Source organism: Mesorhizobium sp. XAP4 (assembly GCF_029269325.1).
Classification (GTDB): Bacteria; Pseudomonadota; Alphaproteobacteria; order Rhizobiales; family Rhizobiaceae; genus Mesorhizobium; species Mesorhizobium ciceri.
In genome coordinates this window covers 686,666-713,618 of sequence record NZ_JARIXW010000001.1, presented here as the reverse complement: position 1 = coordinate 713,618, position 26,953 = coordinate 686,666, and the positions used below count along the sequence as shown (strand labels likewise).

Genomic DNA, 26,953 nt, shown 5'->3' with positions numbered 1-26,953 from the left:
ATGAGGCTGTGGTGGTTAGAAAAATCCCGCAAGGCCGCCCGCAAGCTGCCATCGGCAGCCAGTTTCCGCACTGAAATCATCGCAGACGTCTTCGTCCCGGAACGGGCGGAGGATGTACGCTTCTTCAGCCGCAAGCTGGTTCGCCCTGGCCGGCTTCGCCGCTTTTCCAACAAGGATCTTCGCGAAGGCCTGCTGTCTATCTTCTATCTCGTGGTGGCGGGGGCACTGCCGGTGCGATGGTGGGCGCCGATCTGCGGCCGCGTATCGAGGTTTCGCCTCAAGCGCCATATGCGCAAGGAATTCCCGGCCTACGCTGCCGCCACGCTCGCGGTGCTGGGCGATGGTATCGATGCACGCAAGCTGTTCGAGGGATTGCTGGCAGCGCGCCACCGCCGCCGCTTGCAGCTCGCCGCTCATCTGGTGGCCGGCCGCTGGTCGCCGATGATCCGGCTGGAGGGGCTGGCGGGGCTGCGGTCGGCCTTGCAGCGCGGCCACGGCGCCATCCTCTGGTGCGATCAGTTCACCGCCCAGACCATCATCGGCAAGCGCGCGCTGTACGAGGCCGGTATCGAAGCGCATCAGGTGAGCGTCAACACCCACGGTATTTCCGAATCGGCGTTCGGCTTGCGTTTCCTCAATCCGCCGCTGATCAATGTCGAGAACCGGTTCCTGAAAAGCCGGGTCGTCTTTGGCCGCGACGACACCTATCAGGTCACCATCCGCATCCAGAAGATCCTGAAGCAGAATGGCGTGGTGACGATGACCAACACCGTCCACGCCGGCACGACCTTCACCGAGGCAGCCATGGGCGAAAGCGGCTGGACGCATCTCGCCTCGGCGCCGGCGAATTTTGCCGCCAGGGGCAGGACAGCCCTGTTTGCCATGTCGACCTTCGAAGTGGTTCCCTTCATCGAATACCGGGCCGTGCTCAGCCCCGAGCTGACGCCGGAGGCATCTGTCAGCCCGGCAACGGACATGGCCAGGGATGGCGCCAAGAACATGACTGTGCAGGCGCACTACATCCTGCTCAAGCGCGACCGCCTGTTGGAAGCGCTGAAGCTCTACCCCGAGCAGATGCTGACGTGGTCCCGCCGGCAGCGGCTGACCGAGGTCTCGGACAGCATCGGCATCGGAATGGATGAAGGCTCATGACCGGCGTATCAGGCGGACCGCGGCGGCGACGAGCTCACCGACCGGGCGTGTGGCATTGAGTTTCGAGGCGCGCTCATCCGCAGCCGGCGGCTCGAGGATGGCGAACTGGCTGTCGACCAGGCTCGCCGGCATGAAGTGGCCCTTGCGGCTGCCGACGCGCTGCCTAGCCGTACCAGGGTCGATCTCCAGATAGAGGAAGACGATTTCCGGGCAGAAGCCGCTCAGCCGATCGCGGTAGCTGCGCTTCAGCGCCGAGCAGGCGGCGACCACGCCGTTGCCCTGCCCCACCGACGCGGCGATGCGCTCGCCGATCGCGTTGAGCCAGCCTTCGCGCAGCTGATCGGTAAGCGGCTCGCCGCTTGCCATGCGTGCGACGTTTTCCGGAGGATGCAGCCTGTCGCCCTCGATAAAGGTAACGCCCAGAGCGGCGGCAAGCCCAACGCCCACCGCCGACTTGCCGCAGCCGGCGACGCCCATAACCACGATGGCCGGCACCGAGCCGGGGGCGCTCGTCGGCGCCTGTGCTGCCGCTTCGTCCACTGTCAGCGGCTTGCCGGCGCGCGGCCGTAGAGCAGCAGCATGGCGACGATGACGACACCGTAGATGATCTGCCGCCCCGCCTCCGGCATCTGCATGACCGACAAGATGGATTGCAGCAACGTGATGAGGATGACACCGGCGACAGTGCCGAGATAGGAGCCGCGCCCGCCCAGGATCGAGGTGCCGCCAAGCACCACCGCGGCGATCGACGGCAGCAGATAAGCGTCGCCCATCGACTGCGCCGCCTTGGAGGCATAGCCGGCCAGAAGCACGCCGCCGAAAGCCGAGAGCCCGCCGGAGACGGCGAAGGCGATCATCACCACGCGCCTTGTGTCGATGCCGGAGAGATAGGCCGCGCGCTCGCGGTTGCCGATGCCGTAGACGGTGCGGCCGAAGCCGGTCCGCGTCAGCACGAACACCATCGCGGCCCCGATCAGCGCCCAGATGATGACGGCGTTGGGCACGCCCGGAATGGCGAAACCGGTCGCCAGGTAGCGCATCGCGCCCGTCGCCGAATCCTGCGGCGAGAAGCCGCCGGTGTAGACCACCATCAGCCCTTGCGCGACAGCGTTGGTGGCCAATGTGATGATCATCGAGGGGATGCGCAGATAGGCGACGCCGATGCCGTTGACGACGCCGATCAGCATGCCGCAGATGATGCCGAACGGGATGGCCAACGCCACGCCGACCGGGCCGTACGCCGCCGCGGCGCAGGCCATCATGGCGCCCGCCGCCACCGCCCACGGCACCGACAGGTCGATCTGGCCGAGCAGGATGACCAGCATCATGCCGGTGGCGATGACACCGAGGAATGAAGCCACCTTAAGTTGCTGCAGGAGATATTCAGGCGACAGGAAGCTTCTGGAATAGAGGCTGCCGAAGAACAGCAAAAGCACGATGCAGGCAAAGGCCGTCAGCACCGCCGGATCGGCGCGGCGGATGAATCTTGGCATGCGGCCGGCAATGCCGCCAAGCGTCGTTTCGCTCACAGGAACCACTCCAGCCGGTTGCGGACCCGAAACAGGGCGAAGGCGCCGAGGCTGACGGCGACCAGCAGGATAACGCCCTGGAACAGCGGCTGCCAGAGCGGATCGAAATCGAAGACGAACAACAAGTCGCCGATCGTGCGGAAAGCCAGTGCGCCGAAGATGGCGCCGATGGCGCTGCCCTTGCCGCCGAACAGCGAGACGCCGCCGAGCACCACGGCGGCGATCGAAAACAGCGTGTAGGAGTTGCCGCTGGCATAGGCCGCCTCACCCGTATAGGTGAAGAAGGTCAGGAACAGTCCGCCGATCGCCGCCAGCAGGCCGGCCAGCGTGTAGGCGGCGAACTTGCCGCGCCGGATCGGCACACCCGACATGTAGGCCGCCGTCTCCGATGAGCCTGCCGCGTAGGCGGCGCGGCCAAGCACCGAGCGGCTGAACGGCACCCAGATCACCAGCACGATGGCCAGCAGCACGACGAGACTTGCCGGCACCACGCCGAACACACGGCCGGTCAGCGCATCGGCCAGGTCCTCATTGACCGAGCCGCCCGGAAATGGCCGCAGCAACAGGCCGATGCCGTAATAGACGGCGCCTGTGGCAATGGTGGCGACAATCGGCTGCAGCCGGCCATAGATGACGATGGCGCCGTTGATGGCGCCGCACAGCAGTCCCACCGCCAGCACGGCGATGACGCCGAGCGTCGTCTGCATCGGCGTTCCCACCACCAGCCACGAAGCCAGGCAGTTGGTGAGGAGAAAAATCATGCCGACGGACAGGTCGATGCCGGCGGTGATCACCACCAGCGTCTGCGCCATGGCGACGAAGGCGAGCAGCACGCCCTTGTTGGCCGCCGTCTGCACCACATTGGCGGTGAAGCCGGCCGGATGGTTCGAGGTGTAGATGACGAACATGACGATGAAGATGCCGAACGCCAGCAGCGTTCCGCGCTGCTCGGCCAGCCAGTAGCGCCAATCCTTCATGCGCCCACTCCCAGGCCCACCGGGCTGTCCTCGCCATGGATGTTGAGCGCACTTGATATCAGCGCCCGCTCGGTGATCTCGGCGCCGACCAGCTCGCGCTTGACCGCTCCGTCGTAGAGCACAAGCACACGGTCGCAGCAGCCGATCAGCTCGTCATAGTCGGTCGAGTAGAACAGGATCGCAGCACCCGCGTCGGCCAGTTTGCGCATCAGCTGGTACAGCTCCTGCTTGGTGCCGACGTCGATGCCGCGCGTCGGATCGTTGAGCAGGATGATGCGCGGCTGGCGCATCAGCCATTTGGCGATGACCACCTTCTGCTGGTTGCCGCCCGAAAGCGCGCCGACCGGAATGTCGAGGCCCGCCGTCTTGATCGCCAAAAGGCCGACCATGTCGTCGATCAGCCGCTGCTCGGCGGCACGGTCGATGATGCCGGCTTTCGACAGCCGGTCGAGGGCGGCGAAGGACAGGTTCTCGCGCACCGTCATCGGCAGCATCAGCCCTTCGGTCTTGCGGTCCTCGGGAATGAGCGCCATGCCGATGCCGTCGTCGCGCGCAACGGATGGACTGGTGATCGACACAGGCTTGCCGTCGATCAGGATCTGGCCGCTGAGGCCGCGCAGCACGCCGAAGAAGGCGAGCAGCAATTCGCGCTGGCCCTGGCCGTCGAGGCCGCCAAGGCCGACCACCTCACCTGCCCTGACGGTCAGCGAGATGTCGTGCAGCCGGTCGGCCCATGAGAGCTTGCGGGCCTCGAGCCTGGGGGCCGCGGCGGCAGGCACGGCCGTCGGCTTGGGCGGAAAGATATGGCTGTATTCGCGGCCGATCATCAGTTCGACCACCTCATTGTCACTCTTCGAGCCGGCTGGATAGCTGGCGACATTGCGGCCGTTGCGGAACACCGTGCACTGATCCGCCAGTTCGGCGATCTCGTTCATGCGGTGCGAGATGTAAAGCAGCGCCAGCCCTTCCGCGCGCAGCCGCTTGAGCACCGCGAAGATCTTCGAGACATCCGCGGCAGTCAGCGCGGAGGTCGCCTCGTCGAGGATGAGGATGCGCGGCTTGCGTGCCAATGCCTTGGCGATCTCGACCATCTGCCGGCGCGACAATGGCAGGTCCTTGACCAGCGCCAGCGGGTGGATGTCGGCGGCGCCGGCACGAGCAAGTGCTTCTTCGGCGATGCGGCGTTGCGCCTTGCGGTCGATCATGCCGAAGCGTTTGGGCGGGTCGGAAATGACGATGTTGTCGGCAACGCTTAGCTCGGGGACCAGCGACAGTTCCTGGAAGATGCAGACGATGCCGGCCTTGTTGGCGGCACCCGGAGAAGCGAAGGTCGCCTCGCGCCCGTCCAGCGTCATGCGCCCCTCATCGGGCGCCACGACACCTGCCATGACCTTGATCAGCGTCGACTTGCCGGCGCCGTTTTCGCCGAGAATGGCGTGGATGCTGCCGGCTTCGACAACAAGCTCGGCCTTCTCCAGCGCGCGTACACCGCCATAGCGCTTGGATATGCCTTCCATACGAAAGAGCGGAGCCGCACCGTCCATCGGCCCTCCCAGGGCGATTGTGGAATTGAGACAAACGCCGCGGCTCAAGCCGCGGCGCCAGGTGACAGCCAGCGATGATTTACTGGTTTTCCTTGGTCTGACCCATGATTTCCTGGGCGCTGAAATTGATGCCGCAGGTCGGGAAGGAATTGCCGACGAAGAAATTGTCGGATTCCTTGGGGAAGTAATCCGTGCCTTCCTTCATGTTCGGGTCTTCGGCGATCGCCAGCGGCAGCTTCACCTCTTGTGGCACGACTTCGCCTTCGAGTGCGGCGATCGCGGTCTTGATGGCGACGGCGACCTGAGCCGGGCCCGAGCCCGCGGACGAGCACTTCAGCCCGTCGGCTGAATGCGCGGCGCAGAACTTGCGGAAGCCGTTCTCGGTCTCGCCGCCAAACGGCACGAACGGATGCTTGGCGTCGATCATCGCCTGCACGATGCCGGTGTCGCCGCCCTGCCCGGTGATGCCGTCGAACGGACCGTTGGTGGCGATCGCATCCGCGGTCACCTTCTGTGCCACGCCGTCATCCCATTTGCCGGCGACTTCGGTCACGTCCCACTTCTTGCCGGACGCATCGAAGACCTCGTGGATGCCGTTGTGACGATCGGTGTCGACGGAGGTGCCGGCGACGCCGCGCACTTCCAGGATCTTGCCGCCGTTCGGTATCTTGCCGACCAGCCACTTGGCCCACAATTCGCCAAGACCCTTCTGATCGACATTGACGTTGATGGCGTCCTTGGTGTCGAGAATGTTGTCGAAGGCGACCAGCACGATGCCCGCTTCCTTGGCACGCTTGATGACCGGACCGAAGGCCGTCGGGTTCTGGGCGTCGGTGACGATGGCGTCATAGCCGGAATCGATGAAATTGTTGATCGCCGAGATCTGTGCCGGCACGTCCTCGCCCGTCGAGACGACCTTGAATTCCTTGATCTTGGCTTTGACTTCAGGTTGCGCGGCGTAGGCCTTGGCCGTCTGCACCATCTGGATGCGCCAGGTGTTGGCGATATAGCCATTGGCGAAGGCGATGCGGAACGGCCCTTCCTTCTTGGGATATTTGAAGAATTTGGTCTCCGCGCTCCACGGCGCGAAACAGTCCGCCTGAGCGGCGGGACCCGACACGATTTCGGGTCCGGCGGCCATGGCGGCCGAATTGAGCATGACGAATGCAGTGGCGGCAACGACGCCACCAACAAGTGACTTGATCATCGATAATCCTCCCGGTTGCAGTTCTGATTGTTCGTTTCGCAATGCGAATTTTCGCGCGATGGACCGGCACCTCCGCCTCGTCATGCGCTTCCTCGGCCGCCCGTGATGGCCGACCCGGTACCTCCCTTGTCGCCGCCAGCGGGGCGAAAACTATCATATTATCCATAATAAACAAGTATTAGTTGTCGCTTATGTATAATAAACAGGTGCGACCTGTCGTTCATGCACCTGCCTGTAGGAGATGGTAGCGCTACCAAATTGGCGTGTAAACCGGCATTCGCACAGTCGCTTCTGTGCGTTTCAACGCGCCGTGCTCTCGCGGCGCTTGAGCTCGAAACCGAGGTCTACGATCCGTTGCTCCGGTCTTTTGCCGGCGATCGCAGCAAGCGCCATGGCGACGGCACGCCGGCCGATCTCATAACGATGGGTGCGGATGCTGGTGACCGAAGGAAACGCCACCTGCATCATGTCGAGATCGTTGAAACCGACGATGCCGATCGTCTTCGGCACCGCGATCGAGGCGCGATGGCATTCGAACAAGACGCCGAGCGCGATGTCGTCATTGTTGCAGAACACCCCGTCGAGTGTCGGCACCTTGGCCAGCGCGTCGCGGAACATCTCGCGGCCGAGCGACACGCTGGACAGCACCGGCGTGGTGGTGACGAGGCGCGGGTCGAACAGGCCCGCGGCCTCCATCGCCGCGCGATAGCCGGCAAGGCGCCGCTGCGAACGCGGATCCATGCGCGCGCCGATGAAGCCGATGCGGCGATAGCCGGCCTCGATCAGATGCTCGGTCGCCGCCCTCCCGCCATCGAGATGCGAGAAGCCGACCATCATGTCGACCGGATCGGGACCGGTTTCCATCACCTGCACCACAGGGCAGCCGGCACTTTCCAGCAGCTTTCGCGAAGCCGGCGTCTGATCGATGCCGGCGACGATCAGCGCCGCTGGCCGTTGCGAACCGAACAGTTGCAGCAGCCGCTCTTCCTCGAGGCCGGAATAGTGGGTGTTGCCAAGCTGGATGCGGAACGGGCTGGCCGACAGGCTGTCATAGATGCCGCGCACCACCTCGGCGAAGACGTTGTTGGTAAGCGACGGCACCAGCACGCCGAACACCTCGGCGCGCGCCGAGGCCAGCGCCCGGGCATTCGGGTCCGGCACGTAGCCCAGTTCGTCGACGGCGGCCTGGATCTGGCGGCGCAACTCTTCGGAGACACGCTCCGGCTCGCGCAGGGCGCGCGACACGGTGATGGCGCCGACGCCGGCCTTGCGCGCGACATCCGCGATGGTCGGGCGGCCGCCGCCCCGGCGCGTGCGCGGCTTGGTCAAAATCGAGTCCTCGCAAGATACAGATCGGAAGCCATCGCGCCCGCAGCCGTCATATGTTGTCAAAGTGGGATATTTATCCGCGCGCTTCCTTCTCGACGCTAGGTCAATGTCCGCTCCCCAAAGAGAAAAATCAGCAGAGAAAGAAGAACAAACGAGACTAAAAATCCGGCCCATGCTCCAAACAGGAGCTTGCGAAGCGATCGGAATTCGTCAGCAACAAGAAATCTGTTGAAACGGCTATTCCTGCGGCCGGCTCGCTCGCTCCAACCAAGTGATCTTTCCTCAGTAGTGTCTACAAGCGCCCCGGTTCTGCCGAGCACCAGGATAATCGAATAGAAAATTGCGGCGGCGCCTGCGAAGCATCCCGCGGTGCAGGCCCACACCGCTATTGTTAGAAGAATGGGCTTACCGTGAAGATCGAGATGCATTTTGTGCGCCCGGAATAAGGCTTAAGCTGCAACCGTCAATGATCGCCGCGACCGCCACAATAACAGAACGATAGCCAGTATATTCAAGATATTCCAGGCAATGCCGTTCAGGAACGCAGCCGCATAAGAGCCGGTCAAATCGTAGATCCAGCCCGACATCCAGCCGCCGATCGCCATGCCGAAGATGGTCGCCATCATGACGATGCCGATACGCTGGCCGGCCTCGTTGGCCGGCATGTAATCGCGCACGATGATCGCGTAGCAAGGCACGATGCCGCCCTGCGACAGGCCGAACACCAGCGACACCACATAGAGCGAGGCAAGCCCGTCGAACGGGATGTAGAATAGCAGCGACAGGCACTGCAGGACCGAGCCGATCATCAATGTCCACACGGCGCCGATACGGTCGGCGAGGAAGCCGGAAGCCAGCCGGCTGACGACGCCGCCCGCCATCATGATCGACAGCATGTCGGCGCCATGTGCGACGCCGTAGCCAAGGTCCATGCAATAGGCGACGATATGCACTTGCGGCATCGACATCGCCACGCAGCAGCCGAGCCCGGCGACGACCAGCAGCACCTGCAAGGCCGCCGGCGACAGCGAGATCGGCTGCACCGACCGGCTTCCGGGCGAACCCGCGACGGCCGCCGCCGGGGCACCGCGCCGCAGCATCAGCACCAGCGGCACCATTGTCACCAGGCAGAAGATGCCGATTGCCGCATAGGTGAAGCGCCAGCCCTCCGCCTTCATCAGCGTCGGCATGATGGTCGGCCACAACGCCCCGGCAAGATAATTGCCGGCCGCCGCCGCCGTGACCGCAACACCGCGACGGCGGTTGAACCAGTGCGAGATATCGGCGATCAGCGGCCCGAAGATCACCGACGTGCCGATACCGATCAGCACTCCCTGGGCAAGCGTGAATTGCAGGATCGAGGTCGATAGCGCCGCGAGCAGCAGGCCGGCGGAAAGCGCAATCGAAGAGATCAGCGCCGGGATCCAGTAACCCATCCGGTCGATGGCGCGGCCGACCAGCACGTTGCCGGCGGCGAAACCGACCATGGTCGCCGTGTAAGGCATGGACGCCGCGGCGCGGTCGACGCCGAACTCGGCCTGCACGGCGGGTAGCACGACGACGACAGCCCACATGCCCACGGCGCCGATCGTCGCCAGCAGCATCGAGATGGCAAGCCGCATCCAGGCATAGGAGCTGTCGATGCCGGGGCCGGGCTGGAGGCTGTCGGTTCGGGTCAAGGCGTTTCCTGTCGGCGGTCTCGGAGATCGGCTGCCGTTTGCGCCACTATCGGCGCATTCTCAGGCCGCAGCAGCGCCACAGCGGGCAAATCCGTGGCTCCAGAGCCAGGGCGGAACCGATGCCGATGTGCGGAGTTTCCCGGCAACCCACCCCGCAAAGGAGTCCTGCGATGACCGCCACCAGGAAAAAATGGTCGGCCGAGGTGACCGAGCACAGCAACGCAATGGATCTTGAGGATCACGTCTTCGAATCCGACGACGCCAGGAAGATCGCCGCCTCGCTGAAACGATCCGCCGAACACAGCCACAGGCGCAAGGCCGAGCCTTTCCAATCCGCCATGTCGATGCTGAATTTTTACATCAACCGAGCCGGCAAGAACTTGCCTGCCGCGCGCAAAAAAGTGCTTGAGGACGCCAAGGGCGAGCTGCGCAGCGCCTTCGGACGTGACAAGGATGATTAGCGGCCCGTCCAGCCCTACCGGGCGCGGATGACGCCGTCTGTGTTGGCGAGCAATTTGCGCACAGCATTGCGCGCCGCGTCGGGGCGCTGCAGGCGGATGTTCTTCTCGATCGCCTCGTGCAGCTTCTGCGCGTGGTTGAGATCGTCGATCTCCCGTGTCGTATAGGCAAAGAGATGATCGAAGGCGGATTCGATCAGTACGCCGAGCGGCACCAGCAGGTCGTTGCCCGAAGCCCGCAGGATGGCGAGATGGAAGCGCGTGTCGGCGCGGGTCCGCTCCTGCAGGCTCGTCGCCGCGCCCATCTCACGGCAGGCCAGGCTGATCTCGGCCATCTGCTCGTCGGTTCTTCGCATCGCGGCGAACGCGGTCGCTTCCGGCTCGATGATATGGCGGAATTCCTGCACCGTCTTGAGGAACACTTCGCGATCCGGCGACGTCGCGTACCAGGCCAGCACATCGCGATCGAGCAGGTTCCACCGTTCCTTCGGCTCGACCCAGCTGCCGATCTTGGGACGTGAGGCCAAAAGGCTCTTGGCCATCAGCATCTTGATCGCTTCGCGCACCGCCGAGCGGCTGACGCTGAAGGTCTCCGACCATTTCGCTTCATTGGGCAGGATGGTGCCAGGCGGATAATCGCCGCGCACGATCCTGAGGCCAATTTCACTGGCCAGCGAGGCGTGGACGCTGGAGCCGGGAATACGCGCGGCGTCCGCCCGGCGAACGCCGCCCGGACGGTCCCCGGAGGCCGCTTTCCCCAACGATTTTTCCTTGTTCGGCTTCGCGTCCCGCATGGGGTCCAGAAAGTCCGTATTAAGCAGGCTGTCAAGCGCAGCAAGCGGCTTGCATCGCAAAGCTGCCCGCTGTGCACAGATCAGCCCCGATCCGCCGCTTGATTGGCATGTCGATATTCAGGTCAGGCCGAGCCGAGAATGATGGATTTCGAGAACCGGAGCGCAGCGTACTTTTGGGTACGTGAGCACCGGCCTACGCCGGCCGTAGCCTTGACTGCCACGACCACTCTTAAGTGCTTCGGCCGGCGAAGGCCGGAAGCGCAGAAAGCCATCATTCGCAGGCCGGCATCACCTGAGTGTCGACATGCCTAGGCCTGCTTGACGTATTTGCGCCAGCTATGCTCCGGGCGGAAGCCCAGCACGTCACGCGCCTTGCGGTTGGAGAGCAGCGTCTCGTATTCGCCGAGTTCGGCCTTGACCGGCACGCCGGGGTAGAACCGCTTCAAGAGTTCGGCTGTCGGCAGGTCGGACGAGGTGTCGTCATTGGCCGCGTTGAACACCTGATAGCCGAGCCCGTCCTTCTCTATGGCGCGCAGCGTGATCTGGCCAAGGTCGCGCGCGTCGACATAGCTCCAGGCGATGCGCTTGCGGAAACCCGGATCGGCGAACCATTTCGGAAACAGCGAATATTCGTGCGGCTCGATGACGTTGCCGATGCGCAGGGCATAAATGTCGGTGCCGTTGCGCTGCGCGAAGGCCCGCGCCGTCTTCTCGTTGACGACCTTGGACAAGGCATAGCTGTCCATCGGATCGACGTCATACTCCTCGTCGAGCGGGAAATATTTTGGATCGCGCGGCTCGTTGGCGAAGACCAGCCCATAGGTGGTCTCGCTGGAGGCGATGATTACCTTTCGGATACCGAGCTTAACTGCCGCCTCGATGACATTGTAGGTGCCGAGCGCATTGATGCGGAACACCTCGTTGTCGGTGGTGATCATGATGCGCGGGATGGCGGCGAAATGCACCACCGCATCGACCGGCTGCGGACGCAGCGAGGGGTCGAATTCATGCAGGCCCATATAGCTCGACAGTGCGTTGAACACCTGCCCGCTGTCGGTGATGTCGGTGATCAGCGTGCGCACCTTGGGGTTGTCGAGCGGCCTGGTGTCGATGTTGAGCACCTGGCAGCCTTGCTCGACCAGATACTGGACGACATGGCGTCCGGCCTTGCCGCTGCCGCCGGTGAACATGATCCGCTTCGTCATTTTGCTCTCCACATCCTCAGGAATTTATGTGTATTGTCAGACAATATCGCCATCCGCAACCACCCACGCCTGCAAAACGGCAGCGCCTGACATCAATCATTGCAACAGGACTTGAAGACATGAACACGACTGCCGCGAGCGAAAAGATCGGCTTCATCGGGCTTGGCCTGATGGGCCACGGGATCGCCAAGAACATCGTCGACAAGGGCTACAGCCTGACCTTTCTCGGCCGCAAGAACCGCAAGCCGGCGGAAGACCTGCTTGGCCGCGGCGCCACCGAAGCATCGACCTCGCGCGATGTGGCGGCGGCATCGACAATCGTCTTCATCTGCGTCACCGGTTCGCGCGAGGTCGAAGCCATCATTCGCGGCCCGGGCGGCCTCAAGGAGGGTTTGAAGAAAGGTTCCGTCGTCGTCGACTGCTCGACCTCCGACCCCGTCTCGACCATTGCGCTTGCCGCTGAACTCAAGGCGCTCGGCATCGATTTTGTCGACGCACCGCTCAGCCGCACGCCGAAGGAAGCCTGGGAAGGCACACTCGACGCCATGGTCGGCGCGCCGGACGCCCTCTTTGCCAGGGTGAAACCGGTAATCGAAACCTGGGCCGGCCGCATCGTCCATATCGGCGACACCGGCGATGGCCATCGCATGAAGCTGCTCAACAATTTCATCTCGCTCGGCTACGCCGCGATCTATTCCGAGGCACTGGCACTGGCTGAGAAGGTCGGCATCTCGCCGCCGCGCTTCGACAGCGTCATCCGCAATGGCCGTATGGATTGCGGCTTCTACCAGACCTTCATGCGCTGGACGCTGGAAGGTGACCGCGACGCGCACAAATTCACCATCGCCAATGCCTTCAAGGACCTGACCTATCTGGAATCGATGGCGGGTGCGGCCGGCATTGCCAACCCGCTCGGCAACGCCACCAAGAACGCCTTCGCCGGTGCCCACGCAACCGGCCCGGCCGAGCAATTCGTACCGATGCTGGCAACACATATCGGCAAGGTGAACGGCGTCGACCTGATGCCGATGAAGGATGGCAAGAAGCAGACCATTTAACCGATTGCCCAACGCAGGCGCCGATCACCGCCTCCAGCGCCCGATCCCTTCATCGGTATCCGCAAGCAGCTTGTGCACGGCGTTGCGCGCCGCGGCCGGGCGCTGCAGGCGGATGTTCTTTTCGATCGCCTCATGCAGCTTCTGCGCCTGGCGCTGATCGGCGACCTGCTGTGTCGTGAATGCGAAGAGATGGTCGAGCGCCGACTCGATCAACACGCCGAGCGGCACAAGGAGGTCGTTGCCGGAGGCGCGCAGGATGGCCAGATGAAAGCGCGTATCGGCGCGGATACGCTCCTGCAGGCTCAAGGCCTCGCCCATCTCGCGGCAGGCCTGGCTGATTTCCGCCATTTGCTCGTCACTGCGCCGTATGGCGGCAAAGGCCGATGCTTCCGGCTCGATGATATGACGAAACTCCTGCACGGTTCGCAGGAACGCCTCGCGGTCGGGCGCCGTCGCGTACCAGGCCAGCACGTCGCGGTCGAGCAGGTTCCAGCGCTCCTTCGGCTCGACCCAACTGCCGATCTTGGGGCGTGAAGCCAACAGGCTTTTCGCCATCAGCATCTTGATGGCTTCGCGCACCGCCGAACGGCTGACATTGAAGATCTCGGCCCATCTGGACTCGTTGGGCAGGATGGTGCCGGGCGGATAGTCGCCACGCACGATCCGCAGGCCGATCTCGCCGGCCAGCGAGACATGGACGCTCGCTCCCGCAAAATGCGCGGCACCGGCCTTGCGCATGACAGCCGGGCCGTGGCCGGCTTGTGCCTTGGCCCGGTCGGTTCGCTTGCTTGACTTCTCGTCCGGCATCCACGTTCCAATGCGTCGACCGTCTGTCGTCCGGACTGGTCCGAACCGCACGGGCGCCGATCTCGTTGCCGAAAAATCCAGATCACGGGCGCAGCAAAGCCGGAGCCGGTTGCCCCAATCATTGCGTCCGCTCGGGAATTATCGCTTCCGTCCAGGAATGACGGGGCGCCCGCAGCCGGGCGCCCCGAAATCGAGAACCTACTTCTGGATGCAGGTGTCGACCGTATCCTTGGTGCACTCGTCGAGGCCGGTGAACACCGGATCGGCGACTGCCTTGCCTTCGATCAGGTCGATCATCACCGACGGTGCCTTGTAGCCCATTTCGAACGGCCGCTGGCCGACCAGAGCCGTTACAAGGCCATCACGAGCGATCGCAATCTCGTCGCCGATCGTGTCGGCGGCGCCGATGACGAAGTCGTTGCTGGCGATCCGGTCCTTGAGCGGTCCGAACAGATCGCGATAGGGCTGCGGCGCGCCGAACAGCGGCCAGCCGCCCATGATCCCGAAGGCGTCCAGCTTGGGGTTGGCGGCGAGGATGTCGGTCATCGCCTGCACGCCCTTGGCGCCATCGTCGTTGGTAAACACCGGGCAGCCGGCGACTTCGGTCCAGCCACCTTCACCGGCAAGTGCGGCGAGGCCCTCCTTGCCCGACAGTGCGTCACGCATGCCTTGCGCACGGCGCAGGATGTTGTCGGCTGCCGGGTTGCCTTCGATGGTGCAGATCGTGCCACCATTCGGCTTGCCCTTCTTGATGTACTCGCCGATCTTCTTGCCCATCAGGTAATTGTCGGTACCGAGATAGGTCTTGCGAAGGCCTGCGTCTTCCTTGCTGAGATCGGCGTCGACCGTCATGATCGGGATCGACGGATTGGCACTCTTGATCGTCTGCGCGATCAGCGGCGCGTTGGACGGCGAGATCGCCATCGCCACCGTGTCGGCCTTGCTCAGCATGTCCTGGACGATCTGCGCCTCGCCGGCCTCGTCCGAAGTCGACGCCGGACCGGTGTAGAAGCATTCATATTCCGAGCTGGCGTTTTCCTTGTTCCATTTCTCGCAGCCCTGGTGGATGGCCTCGAAGAACGGATTGTCGAGACCTTTCACGACAATGACGAGCTGTTTCTTGGCCAAAGCCGGCCCGGCACCCAACGCCATGGCGGCGACGGCGGCGAGCAAAAGTGTTTTCCTCATGTCAGTCCTCCCTTGAAACAAACGGACACGGCGTGCCCGCCATACAGATCGACCGGATGCGTGATGACCGAGGGTCGTTTCGCGAGCGCTCGTGTCGCCAGGACAGATCGATAAGCATTTCCAGATTCGGCTTCAGATCAGCTCACACACAGGTGCCGCCGGATCCTGGACCGTCAAACCTCCGCCAATTCCGGCCGGCGAACCGCCAGCGGGGATCGGCATAATCTCCTCCGACGCTTAGCTAATATCGGCTTGGCGCCAACGTCAATGCTATTTGTCCTACAAAACGGATTTTTAAAATAGTCCTGGCCCAATTCGTCCGACAATTGATTGACGTGCGCCGGCTTTTGCGTAAAAGAACGCTAACGCCGTCTTCGGGAGGAGCCGGGGAGAGCGAGGCCAAGCAGCGTCGGCATCCACGCCGGTAACAGCTGCAGGTCGCAAAACACGGGGAGGCAAAGGCTGGTGGCGGTTCTCGAACTCACCAACATCTCAAGGCATTTCGGCGCTATCCAGGCCGTCAACGACGTTTCGCTGTCGATCGAGCCCGGACAGGTGGTCGGCCTGATGGGCGACAACGGCGCCGGCAAGTCGACGCTGGTCAAGATGATCGCTGGCAATTTCCGCCCGAGCCATGGCACCATGCACATGGACGGCAAGGAATTGATCCTGCACAAGCCGGCGGAAGCCCGCCAGCACGGCATCGAGATCGTCCACCAGGACCTTGCACTCTGCAACAATCTGACTGCCGCCGCCAATGTCTATCTCGGCCGTGAGTTGCGGCGCGGCGTCGGGCCGTTCCGGATCCTCGACTATGCCTCGATGTACAAGCGTGCCGGCCAGCTCTTCGCCGAATTGAAGTCCGAGACCCGTCCGCGCGACCTCGTCAAGCAGATGTCGGGCGGCCAGCGCCAGGCGGTGGCGATTGCCCGCACTATGCTGTCGCAGGCCAAGATCGTGCTGATGGACGAACCGACGGCGGCGATCTCGGTGCGCCAGGTCGCCGAAGTGCTGAACCTTATCCGCCATTTGCGCGATCAGGGCATCGCCGTCGTTCTGATCAGCCACCGCATGCCTGACGTGTTCACCGTCGCCGACCGCGTCATCGTCATGCGGCGCGGGCGCAAGGTCGCCGACAAGACGATTGCGTCGAGCTCGCCCGAGGAAGTCACGGGGCTGATCACCGGCGCTATCGAACAGGTTTGATTTCAAGCGAATTCCACCACGCACAGCAGATGAAGGTCGACGATGGCACTAGCAATTGACCAGCCGATCGAGCATAAGCAGCAATCCTTGGCTGCGAGACTGTTTGCCAGCCAGACTTTCTGGGTGGTGATCGCGGTCATCCTTGCCTGCGTGTTCCTGTCGTTTGCCACCGACGCTTTCGCCACCTCGAAGAACCTCTACAACATCACCCGCAACATCACCTTCGTCGCCATCATCGCGCTCGGCATGACCTTCGTCATCATCACCGGCGGCATCGACCTGTCGGTCGGCTCGGTGCTGTGCCTGTCGTCGATGGTGCTGGCCGTCACCATGCATGCCGGCTACTCGATCGAGGTCGGCATCCTGGCCTCGATTGCCACCGCGCTCGCCATTGGCGCCTTCAACGGCGTGCTGATCGCCTATCTCGGCTTTCCACCCTTCGTGGTGACGCTCGGCATGCTGTCGATCGCCCGAAGCCTCGCCATGGTCGCCTCCAACAACACGGTGGTCTTCCAGTTCGGGCCGGACCATGCCAAGCTTCTGTCATTGGGCGGCGGCGCTTGGGTGTTCGGCATCGCCAACCCGGTGCTTTACATGATCCTTCTGGCGCTGATCACCGGCTTCATCCTGCGCTGGACCAAGTTCGGCCGCCATATCTTCGCCATCGGCGGCAATGAGCACGCGGCAACGCTGACCGGCGTTCCGGTGCGCCAGATCAAGGTTGCCGTCTACATGATCTCGGCGCTGTCGGCGGGCATTGCGGGCATCATCCAGACCGGCTGGCTGGGTGCCGTCACCACCAATCTCGGCACCGGCATGGAGCTACAGGTAATCGCCGCCACCGTCATCGGCGGCGCCAATCTGGCCGGCGGCGTCGGCACCGCCTTCGGCGCCATCGTCGGCGCGGCCCTGATCGAGGTGATCCGCAACAGTCTCGGCCTGCTTGGCATCAATGCCTTCTGGCAAGGCGTCTTCATCGGCGGCGCCATCCTGCTTGCGGTGCTGTTCGACCGCATCCGCAATTTCCGCCGCAGCGACTAGAACCATGATCCCGAAAAGTGGAAACCGGTTTTCTCGGACAAACGGAACCGTTTGTCCGGAGATCATGGTCAAACAAAAGACGGTTTGATGGCCAACTCCCTGTTCAGCCTCGAGGGCCGGCTGGCGCTGGTGACCGGCTCCGGCCAGGGCATCGGCTTCGCGCTGGCTCGGGGCCTGGCCGAACATGGGGCAAGCGTGGTGCTGAACGGCCGCGACGCCGCCAGGATCGATAGCGCCGTCGAAAAGCTGCGCAACGCCGGCTTCAAGGCGCACGCCTCGGTATTCGACGTCACCGATTTTCAGGCGGTCAACGAGGACATTGCCCGCATCGAGGCCGAGATCGGCGCCATCGACGTCCTCATTAACAATGCCGGCATACAATTCCGCGCCCCGCTCGAGGACTTTCCCGAGGAGCAATGGGAGCGCCTGTTCAAGACCAATGTGTCGGGCGCCTTCCATGCAGCCAAGGCGGTCGCCCGCCACATGATCCCGCGCGGCAAGGGCAAGATCATCAACGTCGGTTCGGTGCAGAGCGAACTGGCAAGGCCGAACATCGCGCCCTACACCGCCACCAAGGGCGCGATCCGCAACCTGACAAGGGGCATGTGCGCCGATTGGGCCAAACACGGCCTGCAGATCAATGCGATCGCGCCCGGCTATTTCCGCACCGAGATGAACCAGGCGCTGGTCGACAATCCCGAATTTTCCGCCTGGCTGGAAAAGCGCACGCCGGCCGGGCGCTGGGGCAATGTCGACGAGTTGATCGGCGCCGCGGTGTTCCTTGCCTCCGACGCCTCGTCCTTCGTCAACGGCCATACGCTGTATGTCGATGGCGGCATGACGGCTTCGGTTTGAGGTTGGCAATTCTCCCGACCGCCATTCGTTCCAGTGCGTATCGCTCAGTCTGAAAATCCGGCCTCACTGGCCGTCATTCGCCCTCGCCGCCCCCGCGCGTCTTGACGCGGCCCCGAACTCGGCCGCACAATCCCCACTGCAGGCGAAGGGAGGCCAGTCGCCTGCGGGAGGATATACCCATGACGGAAGCGATCAGGCTCTACTGGGGCCGGTTCGGACATGTTTCTATCCTGAATGTCGCAAGCGACTTCGTCACCCATGCCCATGTCGAGGCCCATCTCATCATCTGGCTGGAAGGTACGGCCGGCGAAATGACCATCGGTCGCGAGACCGTCCGGCTTGGGCCTGGAACGGCCGCCGGCATCAACTCCTTCCAGCCGCACAGCCATGTTCTGTCGCAAAACGGGACGCCCGGTCTGTTTCTCGCCTTCTACATCGATCCCGACTGGGCGCGGCGCCGCCGCGACCTGCCTTCGTCGGCGCCGCTGTTTTCACAAGCCGCGATCACGCTGGAACCGTGGCTGCATCAGGCCGCCGCCAATCTGCTCGACCACCTCAGCGACAATGAGAGCGTCGACGACATCGCCAACTACGAGATCGAGCGTTTCATCGATAGCGTGCTCGACGCCGCCGACGCCTCGGCGCCGCAGGAGGGCCGTGTCCGCATCAACACCATGCAGGATTTTCGTGTCCGCAAGGCAATCCAGCTGATGAAGGCCAATGTCTGCGAGCGCATCTGCTTCGACGACGTGGCGCGCAGCGTCGGGCTGTCGCGACCGCATTTCTTCGCTTTGTTCAAGGAACAGACCAATCTGACGCCCAATGTCTACTGGAACACGCTGCGCATGGAGGAAGCGGTGCGGCAGCTGCAATGGTCGCAGGAACCGCTGATCTCCGTCGCCTGCAATCTCGGCTTCACCACGCAAGGCAATTTCTCGCGCTTTTTCCGCGACCATGTCGGCGTGCCGCCGACGCTCTACCGCGAGGCCGCGCGGGCGATCGCCTGAGCCAGCCGCCCTTTTTTCAGACTCCCCGCCCTTTTTCAGACTCCCCGCCCTTTTTCAGACTCCTTGATAGGCGCTCAAGACGCATTGATAAGCGTCGCTGAAATGGCCGCCCTACCCTTGCACCGGATCGCTTTTGCAAGGGAACATTTTGAATGGCCAAAGTCACCATCTCCAGCGTCATCGACGCGCCGGTCGAAAAGGTCTGGGCGCGCATACGCGACTTCAACGGGCTGCCGGGCTGGCATCCGCGCATGGTGGAAAGCCACATTGAAGACGGCAAGGATGCCACCACGATCGGCTGCGTGCGCAATTTCCAGCTCGCCAGCGGCGCCCGCCTGCGCGAAAAGCTGCTCGACTTCTCCGATCAGAATTTCCTGGTCAGCTACTCCATCCTCGAGACGCCGCAGCCGCTGACCAACCACAAGGCGACCCTGCAGCTGCGGCGCGTGACCGATGGCGACCGCACCTACGCCGAATGGACCGCCAGCTTCGACGCCGCGCCTGAGGAGGCAGACAAGCTGGCCGAGGGCATGGGCGCCAATGTCTTTCAGGGCGGCTTCAACGCCCTGAAAAGCCATTTCGCCGGCCAGAGCTGACAGGAGCCAACCATGGCGCTGGCACTGCAGACTTTTGCAACGGTGAAAGACGCGAACGCGGCACTGAAGGCGGCCGGCACCCGCTATCTCGGTGGCGGCACGCTGGTCGTCCGCGCGGCCAATGAAGGCGACGTTTCGGTTTCCGGCCTTATCAGGTCGACCGAGCCGTCCCTGTCCACCATCGCCGTTGCCGGCGATAAAGTCCGCATCGGCGCTTCGGTGACCATGGCGGCGATCGCCGGCCATCCGGAGCTCGGCACGCTCGCCAAGGCCGCCCGCGCCGTCGGCGGCCCGGCCATCCGCAACATGGCGACCGTCGGCGGCAATCTTTTTGCCCCGGCCCCGTATGGCGATTTCGCCGTTGCCCTGTTGGCGCTCGATGCGACGGTCAGTACCGATGGCGGCGAAACACCGATCGAGACCTTCCTGGCCAATCGGGACGGCAGCCGCGCCGTCGTCACTTCCGTGAGCTTCACGCTTCCGAAGGCCGACAGTTTCCGCTTCCTGAAAGTGTCGAGGGTCAAGCCCAAGGGCGTCTCCGTGCTCAGCATAGCCGGTGCTCTGGAATTGTCGTCGGATGGCACCGTGACCTCGGCGCGGATCGCGCTCGGCTGCATGGCGGATCGGCCCATGCGCGCCAGGGCGGCGGAAAAAGCGCTGATCGGCCGAACGCTGACCGCTGACGGCATCGCGCCGGCCTTGGCCGCGGCCGGTGATGGCACCTCGCCCATCACCGACCCGATCGCCAGCGCCTGGTATCGCGCCGAAGTCCTGCCGGTTCATCTCGGCCGGTTGCTGCTCGCATAATATTTCGTTCGGGGGGCGCGCGTCTGTCCGCTGGTTCGGGCAGGCGCGCTGGGAGGAAAACATGGCAAAGGTTCCGGTTCAATTCACGCTCAACGGCTCGGAAAAGGTCGAATTCATCGACAGCGGCACGACGCTGCTTCAGGCGCTGCGCGACAAGATCGGCGACACCTCGCCGAAAGGCGGCTGCCATCAAGGCACCTGCGGCGCCTGTTCTGTCATCATAGACGGCGAACTCCGGCTCTCCTGCCTGACGTTGGCCGAGACCTGCAATGGCGCCGTCATCAGCACGACATCAGGGCTTTCGGAAAGCGGCGTGCTGCACCCGCTGCAGCGCGCCTTTCTCGACACGTTCGCCACGCAATGCGGCTTCTGCACGCCGGGCATGATCATGGCGGCCAAGGCGCTGCTCGACCACACGCCCAATCCCAGCCGCGACGAGGTGGTCGAGGCGCTGTCGGGCAACATCTGCCGCTGCACCGGTTACGAGCCGATCATCCAGGCGGTGCTGACCGCCGCCCGCGCCAATTCGCAGAACGCGGCCTGAGGGGTCCAAAACAATGGAACTGCGCAAGAACTACTTCGCCGATGTCCGCAAGGACGATCTGCACGAGATCGGCCAGCCCCGGCCGCGCTCGGATTCGCCCGGCCATGTCACCGGCAAGACCGCCTTTTTCGCCGACCGCAATTTCCCCGGCATGCTGCACCTGAAGATGGTGCGCAGCCCGCATCACCATGCCCGCATCCGCTCGATCGACACCTCGGAGGCGGAAAAACATCCGGGCGTGGTGAAAATTCTGACCGCCAAGGACGTGCCGCACAATGTCTACACCATCCTGATCCTGATCCAGATCGGGCCGGAGGACGAGACGGTGCTTGCCGACGGCAAGGTGCGCTGGAAGGGCGAGGCCGTGGTGGCGGTGCTGGCCGAAACCGAGCGCGCGGCACAAGAGGCCGCAGCCAAGGTCAAGGTCGACTTTGAGGTGCTGCCGGCCGTCTTCGACATGGAAGAGGCGCTGAAACCCGACGCGCCGCTGGTCAACGAATATCACGGCCAGAATTATTACCTCTATGATAGCGGCGAGTGCCGCAAGGTGCGCTTCGGCGATGTCGAGGCGGGCTTCGCCGGCGCCGACCACATACTGGAGCAGAGCTACCAGTCTTCGCCGATCGAGCACGCGCCGACCGAGACCACCGGCTGCGTGGTGGCGCCCGAGGGCAATGACCGCTTCACCTGCTACACCAACACGCAGGCGATGTTCTTCACGCTCGACAACACCTCGATCATCCTGCAGATGCCGGGCAGCAAATTGCATTTCGTCGGCGGCACAGTCGGCGGCGGTTTTGGCGGCAAGGTCGACGTCATCGTCGAGCCGATCGCCATCCTCGGCGCAAAACTAACAGGACGACCAGTCTGTTTTATCTACAGCCGCGAGGAGGAGATGCAGATCTCGTCGCCGCGCGCCGCTGAAAAGATCGTCATCAAGGACGGCGTCATGAAAGATGGCCGCATCGTCGCGCGCAAGGTCACCGGATACACCGATGCCGGCGCCTATTCGCGCCACTCGCCCTATGGCGCGCAGAAGGGCGCGGGGCATTATCCCGGCCCCTACACTATTCCGAACGTCTGGATCGACACCTACTGCGTCTACACCAACCGCACGCCGTCGTCGGCCATGCGCGGCTTCGGCGTCACCATCGGCGATTTCGCGCTGGAGGTGCAGATGGACAAGCTGGCGCGCCTGATCGGCATGGATCCGCTCGAATTCCGCTTCATCAACGCCTATCGCGACGGTGATATGAAAGCGCACCGCCAGCCGACAGAGGGCGCCGCACTGATCGAATGCATGCAGGAAGCTTCGCGCGCCGCCAACTGGCCGGTGGCGGAAAAGTACCTGGCGATGTCCTCCTACGTGAAGGGAGCTTGAGATGGCGATCAGGCGCGGACGCGGCGTTGCCGCGATCAACTATCCCACCGGCATGAACCTCGGCGGCGACCCGACACAGGCACTGGTGCACTCGACGCCAACAGGCAATTTCATGGTGACGTTGTCCTCCGTCGATCTCGGCCAGGGCATGAAGCAGATCATGGCGCAGATCTGCGCCGAGACCATCGGCGTGCCGACAGACCGCGTCGTCGTCGACACCGCCGACACCGACACCGGCCCGCACTGCATGGGCACCTTCGCCTCGCGCGGTACGCACCGCGCCGGCAACGCCGTCATCCAGGCGGCAAGGGAAGCGCGGCAGGTGATGCTGGAAGTGGCGGCCGAGGAGCTGGAGGTCAACGCCTCCGACCTCGAGACCGACGGCCAGGGCAACATCCTGGTCAAAGGCGCGCCGCAAAAATCGATCTCGATCTTCGATGTCGCGCTGTCGGCGCATTTCAAGCGCGGCCGCTCGATCTCCGGTCGCGGCATGTTCCTGATTCCGCGCTCCTATCCGGAGAAAGAGACTGGCGCGATGAAGCCGTCGACCTGCTACGCGCATGCCTGCACCGTGGCCGAGGTCGAGGTCGACGACGAGACCGGCGAGGTCACCGTGCTGACGGTGAAGAACGTCTTCGAGATCGGCCGCGCGCTGAACCCGAAAATGGTCGAACAGCAACTGGTCGGCGGTTCGTGGATGGGCATTAGCCATGCGCTCTATGAGACGACCGAGCCCTATTATCCCAACCGCGACCATGGCGGCACCGACTTCAACCAGTATCTGATGCCCGGCCCCGGCGACCTCGCCGAGACCGAGATCATCGTGCTGGAGCGTCCATCGGCAGACGGGCCATACGGCGCCAAGGGGCCGGGCGAAATGTGCGCCAACCCGCAGATCCCGGCGGTCGCCAATGCCGTCTTCGACGCCGTCGGCGTGCGCATCGACACGCTGCCGATCACGCCGGAGCGCATCCTGCGCGCGCTGAAGGCGCAAGCGGCGAACTGAGGGCCGAAATGACCGGGACAGGCGCCGAGACATCAGCGACCTCGCCGGAGGCGGTGGCGCAGCATCTTGCCGCCTCGCGCTATCTGGCCGACGACAGTCTTGCGACCGCGATCTTCCTGGCGATCCGGCTGGGGAAGCCGCTGCTGCTCGAAGGCGCACCAGGCGTCGGCAAGACGGAAGCGGCCAAGGCGATCGCCGCGCTGCTCGGCCGCGATCTGGTGCGGCTGCAATGCTATGAAGGCATCGACGCTGCGCATGCGCTCTACGAATGGAATTATCAACGCCAGCTGCTCGCCATTCGCCACGCCGGCGAGCACGAGATCGACATCTACGAAGACCGTTTCCTGATCGCCCGGCCGCTGCTGCAGGTGCTGAAAGCGCCGGAACAGCGCGTGCTGCTGGTCGACGAGATCGACCGCTCGGATCATGAATTCGAGGCGCTGCTTCTGGAATTCCTCTCCGATTTCCAGATCAGCATTCCCGAACGCGGCACGATCCGCGCCACGGCGCAGCCGATCGTCATCCTGACCTCGAACCGCACCCGCGAGCTTGCCGAGGCGCTGCGCCGCCGCTGTGTCTACCACTGGATCGGCTATCCCGACGCCGAGCGCGAGGCCGCCATCATCATGCTGCGCGCAGGCAATGTGGCCGAGGTAACGGCGCGCGCGGTGGCGGCGGCCGTGCAGACCATCCGTGCCCGGCCGCTGGCCAAGCCGCCGGGTATTGCCGAGGCCGTCGAATGGGCCAATGCCGCGACCATCCTGGAGAAAGGCGGCAGCCCGTGGCCGGAAGCCTTCCGCCGCGCCATCGGCGTGCTGATCAAGGACGAGGAAGACCTTTCCTACATTGCGCCGGAGCTTGGACGGATCGTCGAGGAGGCACTGGCGTGACGCGGGAGGTCATTTCGCAAGGCTGGCGGGACAGCGCCCCCCTCTGCCCTGCCGGATATCTCCCCCTCAAGGGGGGAGATCGGATGTCATCCCCGCTTTCGCTAATCGCTGACGTCGCCGAACAGAGCGAAGCGCCGAAGCTGCCAATCTCCCCCCTTGAGGGGGAGATGTCCGGCAGGACAGAGGGGGGCGACACAGAATGATGCGGGAAACAAGCCTCCCCCGCGCCGCCTCCCCATTCCTGGGTTTTGCCAGGCTCTTGCGCCGCTACGGCTTTGCCATAGCCCCCGAGCAAGTCTCCTGTTTCATGCAGGCGGTGACGTTGCTCGGGCCGCGCTCGATGGCCGACATCCGCGAGGCCGCCCTTGCCACGCTGGCGCCGCCGCCCGACCGCCGCGACGAATTCGAAGCGCATTTCCAGAGCCATTTCTATGGCAACAGGTCCGCCGTGGTCGAAGGCGACGCCGACGAGGAAACCCGCATCAAGGATGATGGCGGTGCGAGCCAGGAAGAGATCGAGGTCATCAGCCATCAGGAAGGTGGCGAACTCTCTTCCGGCGCCGAACAACTGAGTACCCGCGATTTCCAGCGCGACGACGACAACCTTGCCGCTTTCCGCCGCAGGCTCGCTTCAGCCTTGCCCGCCCGCCGCTCGTTCCGCACCGTGCGCACGCATTCGCGCGGCAAGCTCGATCTGCGCCGGTCGCTGCGGGAAATCGTCAGCGCCGATGGCGACGTGCCCTCGCCGCTGCTGCGCCGCCGCCAGACCGTGCCGCGCAAGCTGCTGCTGCTGATCGACGTTTCCGGCTCGATGAAGCTGCACACCGCAGACTATCTCAAGCTGGCGCATGCCGCCGTGCAAGGTGCCGACCGCGCCGAAATCTTCACCTTCGGCACGCGGCTGACCCGCATCACCACGGCATTGCGCATCCGCGACCGCGACCAGGCATTGGCCCGCGCCGCTGCCCAGGTCGACGATTGGGACGGCGGCACCCGGATGGGGCCGACGCTGCTCGCTTTCCTCTCGGTGCCGCGCTTTTCAGCCTTTGCACGCGGTGCCGCTATCGTCATCCTGTCCGACGCGCTGGAACGCGGCGATCATGCCGAGTTGGAGACAGCCATGCGGCGGCTGAGCGCCCGCGCCTTCCGGCTGTCGCTGGCCACACCTTTGGCCGGCGACCCGCGCTTCCGGCCGGCAACGGCGGCACTTCGCGCCATCCTGCCTGACCTCGACGATCTCGTCGACGGCTCGTCGCTTGCCGGTCTCACCGATTTCATCCTGTCGCTCGCCCGCCCTGCTCCGGCGGCGGCGACAATCTGGAAGAGGGTTTCATGATGCAGAAAACCATCGACGCACATTTTCACATCTGGCGCCAACAGGACCAGCCATGGCTGGTCGGACCGATGGTGCCGCGCATCTTCGGCCCCTACGAACCGATCCGGCGCGACTATCCGATCGAGGAATTTCTCGAAGACCAGAGGGATTCAGGCGTCGAGAAGGCCGTCTACGTCCAGACCAACTGGGCCAAGGAGGATTTCGAGAAGGAAGTCGCTTTCCTGCAGAAGACGTCCGACGAAACCGGCTGGCCGCATGCCATCGTCGGCTACACCGACATGACCGTCGACGATATCAGGCCTCAGATCGATCGCTTGATGAAATACAAGCTGCTGCGCGGCGTGCGCATGCAGTTGCACTGGCACGAGACCCCGGCCTTCCGCTTCGCCGCCTCCGCCGATCAGGTGATCGACCCGAAAGTGCGCGCCAATGTGGCGCGGCTCAAGGATTATGGCCTGTCCTTCGACCTGCAGCTCTTCCCCGCCCAGATGAAGGACGGCCTGACGCTGGTCGGCGAGAACCCCGAAACGAATTTCATCCTCACCCATGCAGGCATGCTGACCGGCATGGAACCGGAAACCACCGAGGCCTGGAAGGCAGGCCTGCAAACGCTGTCGGCGGCGCCCAATCTTTACGCCAAGCTGTCGGGCCTCGGCACCTTCGTCCACCGCAACGATCCCCTGCTGATCGCCTATGTCGTAGACAACGCGATCGATATCCTGGGCGCCGACCATCTGATGTTCGGTTCGAACTTCCCGATCGAGAAACTGTGGACCAGCCACGCTGAGCTGATCAAGGCGCACCGCGACGCGGTGGCCAAGCATGGTGCGGTGGCCGAGGCGGATATCTTCTGGAACACGGCGGAGAAGGTTTACCGGCCGGTGTGACGCCTCACTTCACCTCGAACTGCGGATCGACTGGAATCTGCATCGCCGTCACCAGATGGTTGGTCTGGCCGGCGAGCCCGATGATCGACACCAGTTCGCCATGCTGCGCATCGGTCATGCCCTTGGCGCGGGCTGCCGCCGTGTGCGAGTGGACGCAGTAGGAGCAGCCATTGGCGGTCGACACCGCGATGTAGATCATCTCCTTGGTCAGCGGATCGATGGCGCTGTCGGCGACCATCACCACCTTCAACTGTTCCCAGATCCGCTTCAGCGCCGAAGGATCATTGGCCAGCCCGCGCCAGAAATTGTTGACGAAATCGGATTTGCGCGTCGCGCGGATGTCGTCGAACACGGCTTTCACGGCGGGAATCTTTTCGACCTCGGCATCGCTGAGGAGTTTTGTGGTGGCCATGGGGTTTTTCCTTCGTTGGATCGTTGCGTGAATTGAATCAGGTCTTGAGCAATTGCGG

The 26,953-nt window shown here is 63.7% G+C and carries 28 protein-coding genes; 15 read left to right on the top strand and 13 right to left on the bottom strand.

The features are described 5' to 3' along the window. Positions 1 to 1,152: a hypothetical protein gene (locus P3C39_RS03705; protein ID WP_275952688.1), complete on the top strand. Its 1,152-nt coding sequence runs from the start codon at positions 1 to 3 to the stop codon at positions 1,150 to 1,152. On the opposite strand, the gene P3C39_RS03700 is transcribed toward P3C39_RS03705, so the two are convergent. The 8 genes from P3C39_RS03700 to P3C39_RS03665 all read right to left on the bottom strand — a co-directional run bounded on the left by P3C39_RS03700 (position 1,147) and on the right by P3C39_RS03665 (position 9,417). Next, positions 1,147 to 1,692, bottom strand: a complete 546-nt coding sequence (locus tag P3C39_RS03700; RefSeq protein ID WP_027160689.1) for a gluconokinase — start codon at positions 1,690 to 1,692, stop codon at positions 1,147 to 1,149. The two genes, P3C39_RS03705 and P3C39_RS03700, sit on opposite strands and share 6 nt — an antisense overlap. A gap of 2 nt (positions 1,693 to 1,694) precedes the next feature. Continuing rightward, positions 1,695 to 2,681: an ABC transporter permease gene (locus P3C39_RS03695; RefSeq protein ID WP_013530866.1), complete on the bottom strand. Its 987-nt coding sequence runs from the start codon at positions 2,679 to 2,681 to the stop codon at positions 1,695 to 1,697. Continuing rightward, positions 2,678 to 3,658 carry an ABC transporter permease gene (locus P3C39_RS03690; protein WP_013530865.1) on the bottom strand — a complete coding sequence of 327 codons (981 nt, stop codon included), beginning with the start codon at positions 3,656 to 3,658 and terminating at the stop codon, positions 2,678 to 2,680. Before P3C39_RS03690 ends, P3C39_RS03695 begins: the two co-directional genes overlap by 4 nt. Further along, positions 3,655 to 5,202 (bottom strand): sugar ABC transporter ATP-binding protein, encoded by a 1,548-nt coding sequence (locus P3C39_RS03685; RefSeq protein ID WP_024501534.1) that lies wholly within the window; start codon positions 5,200 to 5,202, stop codon positions 3,655 to 3,657. The genes P3C39_RS03690 and P3C39_RS03685 overlap by 4 nt, the downstream gene beginning before the upstream one ends. A 79-nt stretch (positions 5,203 to 5,281) precedes the next feature. After that, complete coding sequence (locus P3C39_RS03680) at positions 5,282 to 6,409, bottom strand: sugar ABC transporter substrate-binding protein (protein ID WP_013530863.1); 1,128 nt, start codon at positions 6,407 to 6,409, stop codon at positions 5,282 to 5,284. Positions 6,410 to 6,709: 300 nt separating this feature from the next. After that, positions 6,710 to 7,738, bottom strand: a complete 1,029-nt coding sequence (locus P3C39_RS03675; RefSeq protein WP_024501536.1) for a LacI family DNA-binding transcriptional regulator — start codon at positions 7,736 to 7,738, stop codon at positions 6,710 to 6,712. Between the two features lie 98 nt (positions 7,739 to 7,836). After that, positions 7,837 to 8,166 (bottom strand): hypothetical protein, encoded by a 330-nt coding sequence (locus P3C39_RS03670; protein ID WP_275952687.1) that lies wholly within the window; start codon positions 8,164 to 8,166, stop codon positions 7,837 to 7,839. 21 nt (positions 8,167 to 8,187) lie between these two features. Next, positions 8,188 to 9,417, bottom strand: coding sequence for an MFS transporter (locus tag P3C39_RS03665; protein WP_064993866.1), 1,230 nt, complete (start codon positions 9,415 to 9,417; stop codon positions 8,188 to 8,190). A 170-nt stretch (positions 9,418 to 9,587) separates the two neighbouring features. Between P3C39_RS03665 and P3C39_RS03660 the strand changes: the two genes are divergently transcribed. After that, positions 9,588 to 9,878: a DUF3175 domain-containing protein gene (locus tag P3C39_RS03660; RefSeq protein WP_027160693.1), complete on the top strand. Its 291-nt coding sequence runs from the start codon at positions 9,588 to 9,590 to the stop codon at positions 9,876 to 9,878. 14 nt (positions 9,879 to 9,892) lie between these two features. On the opposite strand, the gene P3C39_RS03655 is transcribed toward P3C39_RS03660, so the two are convergent. Then, positions 9,893 to 10,669, bottom strand: coding sequence for a FadR/GntR family transcriptional regulator (locus P3C39_RS03655; protein ID WP_024501538.1), 777 nt, complete (start codon positions 10,667 to 10,669; stop codon positions 9,893 to 9,895). Between the two features lie 308 nt (positions 10,670 to 10,977). Beyond that, entirely contained in the window at positions 10,978 to 11,874 is an 897-nt protein-coding gene (locus P3C39_RS03650) for an NAD(P)-dependent oxidoreductase (RefSeq protein WP_013530858.1), read from the bottom strand. A gap of 119 nt (positions 11,875 to 11,993) precedes the next feature. Between P3C39_RS03650 and P3C39_RS03645 the strand changes: the two genes are divergently transcribed. Next, a complete protein-coding gene (locus P3C39_RS03645; RefSeq protein WP_013530857.1) occupies positions 11,994 to 12,932 on the top strand; it encodes an NAD(P)-dependent oxidoreductase in 939 nt (312 codons plus the stop codon). Between the two features lie 24 nt (positions 12,933 to 12,956). On the opposite strand, the gene P3C39_RS03640 is transcribed toward P3C39_RS03645, so the two are convergent. Both P3C39_RS03640 and P3C39_RS03635 read right to left on the bottom strand, forming a co-directional pair. Beyond that, entirely contained in the window at positions 12,957 to 13,739 is a 783-nt protein-coding gene (locus tag P3C39_RS03640) for a FadR/GntR family transcriptional regulator (RefSeq protein WP_024501539.1), read from the bottom strand. A gap of 198 nt (positions 13,740 to 13,937) precedes the next feature. Next, a complete protein-coding gene (locus P3C39_RS03635) occupies positions 13,938 to 14,927 on the bottom strand; it encodes a sugar-binding protein (protein ID WP_013530855.1) in 990 nt (329 codons plus the stop codon). Between the two features lie 465 nt (positions 14,928 to 15,392). Here P3C39_RS03635 and P3C39_RS03630 point away from each other — a divergent pair, with 465 nt between their 5' ends. From P3C39_RS03630 to P3C39_RS03575, 12 genes are all read left to right on the top strand, one after another. Next, a complete protein-coding gene (locus P3C39_RS03630) occupies positions 15,393 to 16,133 on the top strand; it encodes an ATP-binding cassette domain-containing protein (protein ID WP_013530854.1) in 741 nt (246 codons plus the stop codon). 42 nt (positions 16,134 to 16,175) lie between these two features. Next, positions 16,176 to 17,174: an ABC transporter permease gene (locus tag P3C39_RS03625; protein ID WP_275952686.1), complete on the top strand. Its 999-nt coding sequence runs from the start codon at positions 16,176 to 16,178 to the stop codon at positions 17,172 to 17,174. A gap of 87 nt (positions 17,175 to 17,261) precedes the next feature. Then, entirely contained in the window at positions 17,262 to 18,029 is a 768-nt protein-coding gene (locus tag P3C39_RS03620) for an SDR family oxidoreductase (protein WP_027160696.1), read from the top strand. 179 nt (positions 18,030 to 18,208) lie between these two features. Continuing rightward, entirely contained in the window at positions 18,209 to 19,036 is an 828-nt protein-coding gene (locus P3C39_RS03615; RefSeq protein WP_063172535.1) for an AraC family transcriptional regulator, read from the top strand. Between the two features lie 152 nt (positions 19,037 to 19,188). Then, positions 19,189 to 19,632, top strand: coding sequence for an SRPBCC family protein (locus P3C39_RS03610; RefSeq protein ID WP_127321791.1), 444 nt, complete (start codon positions 19,189 to 19,191; stop codon positions 19,630 to 19,632). A gap of 12 nt (positions 19,633 to 19,644) precedes the next feature. Further along, positions 19,645 to 20,439 (top strand): FAD binding domain-containing protein, encoded by a 795-nt coding sequence (locus P3C39_RS03605; protein WP_275952685.1) that lies wholly within the window; start codon positions 19,645 to 19,647, stop codon positions 20,437 to 20,439. Between the two features lie 61 nt (positions 20,440 to 20,500). Beyond that, positions 20,501 to 20,983, top strand: coding sequence for a (2Fe-2S)-binding protein (locus P3C39_RS03600; protein WP_275952684.1), 483 nt, complete (start codon positions 20,501 to 20,503; stop codon positions 20,981 to 20,983). Positions 20,984 to 20,996: 13 nt separating this feature from the next. Then, on the top strand, positions 20,997 to 22,364 hold the full coding sequence (locus P3C39_RS03595) for a xanthine dehydrogenase family protein molybdopterin-binding subunit (protein ID WP_275952683.1): 1,368 nt from the start codon (positions 20,997 to 20,999) through the stop codon (positions 22,362 to 22,364). A gap of 1 nt (position 22,365) precedes the next feature. Further along, entirely contained in the window at positions 22,366 to 23,370 is a 1,005-nt protein-coding gene (locus tag P3C39_RS03590) for a molybdopterin cofactor-binding domain-containing protein (RefSeq protein ID WP_023756899.1), read from the top strand. A gap of 8 nt (positions 23,371 to 23,378) precedes the next feature. Then, positions 23,379 to 24,260 carry a MoxR family ATPase gene (locus tag P3C39_RS03585; protein WP_275952682.1) on the top strand — a complete coding sequence of 294 codons (882 nt, stop codon included), beginning with the start codon at positions 23,379 to 23,381 and terminating at the stop codon, positions 24,258 to 24,260. A gap of 199 nt (positions 24,261 to 24,459) precedes the next feature. Beyond that, positions 24,460 to 25,596 carry a VWA domain-containing protein gene (locus P3C39_RS03580; protein WP_275952681.1) on the top strand — a complete coding sequence of 379 codons (1,137 nt, stop codon included), beginning with the start codon at positions 24,460 to 24,462 and terminating at the stop codon, positions 25,594 to 25,596. After that, complete coding sequence (locus P3C39_RS03575; RefSeq protein ID WP_064994052.1) at positions 25,596 to 26,483, top strand: amidohydrolase; 888 nt, start codon at positions 25,596 to 25,598, stop codon at positions 26,481 to 26,483. The genes P3C39_RS03580 and P3C39_RS03575 overlap by 1 nt, the downstream gene beginning before the upstream one ends. Before the next feature lie 4 nt (positions 26,484 to 26,487). On the opposite strand, the gene P3C39_RS03570 is transcribed toward P3C39_RS03575, so the two are convergent. Then, complete coding sequence (locus tag P3C39_RS03570) at positions 26,488 to 26,895, bottom strand: carboxymuconolactone decarboxylase family protein (protein ID WP_275952680.1); 408 nt, start codon at positions 26,893 to 26,895, stop codon at positions 26,488 to 26,490. Positions 26,896 to 26,953: the final 58 nt, after the last annotated feature.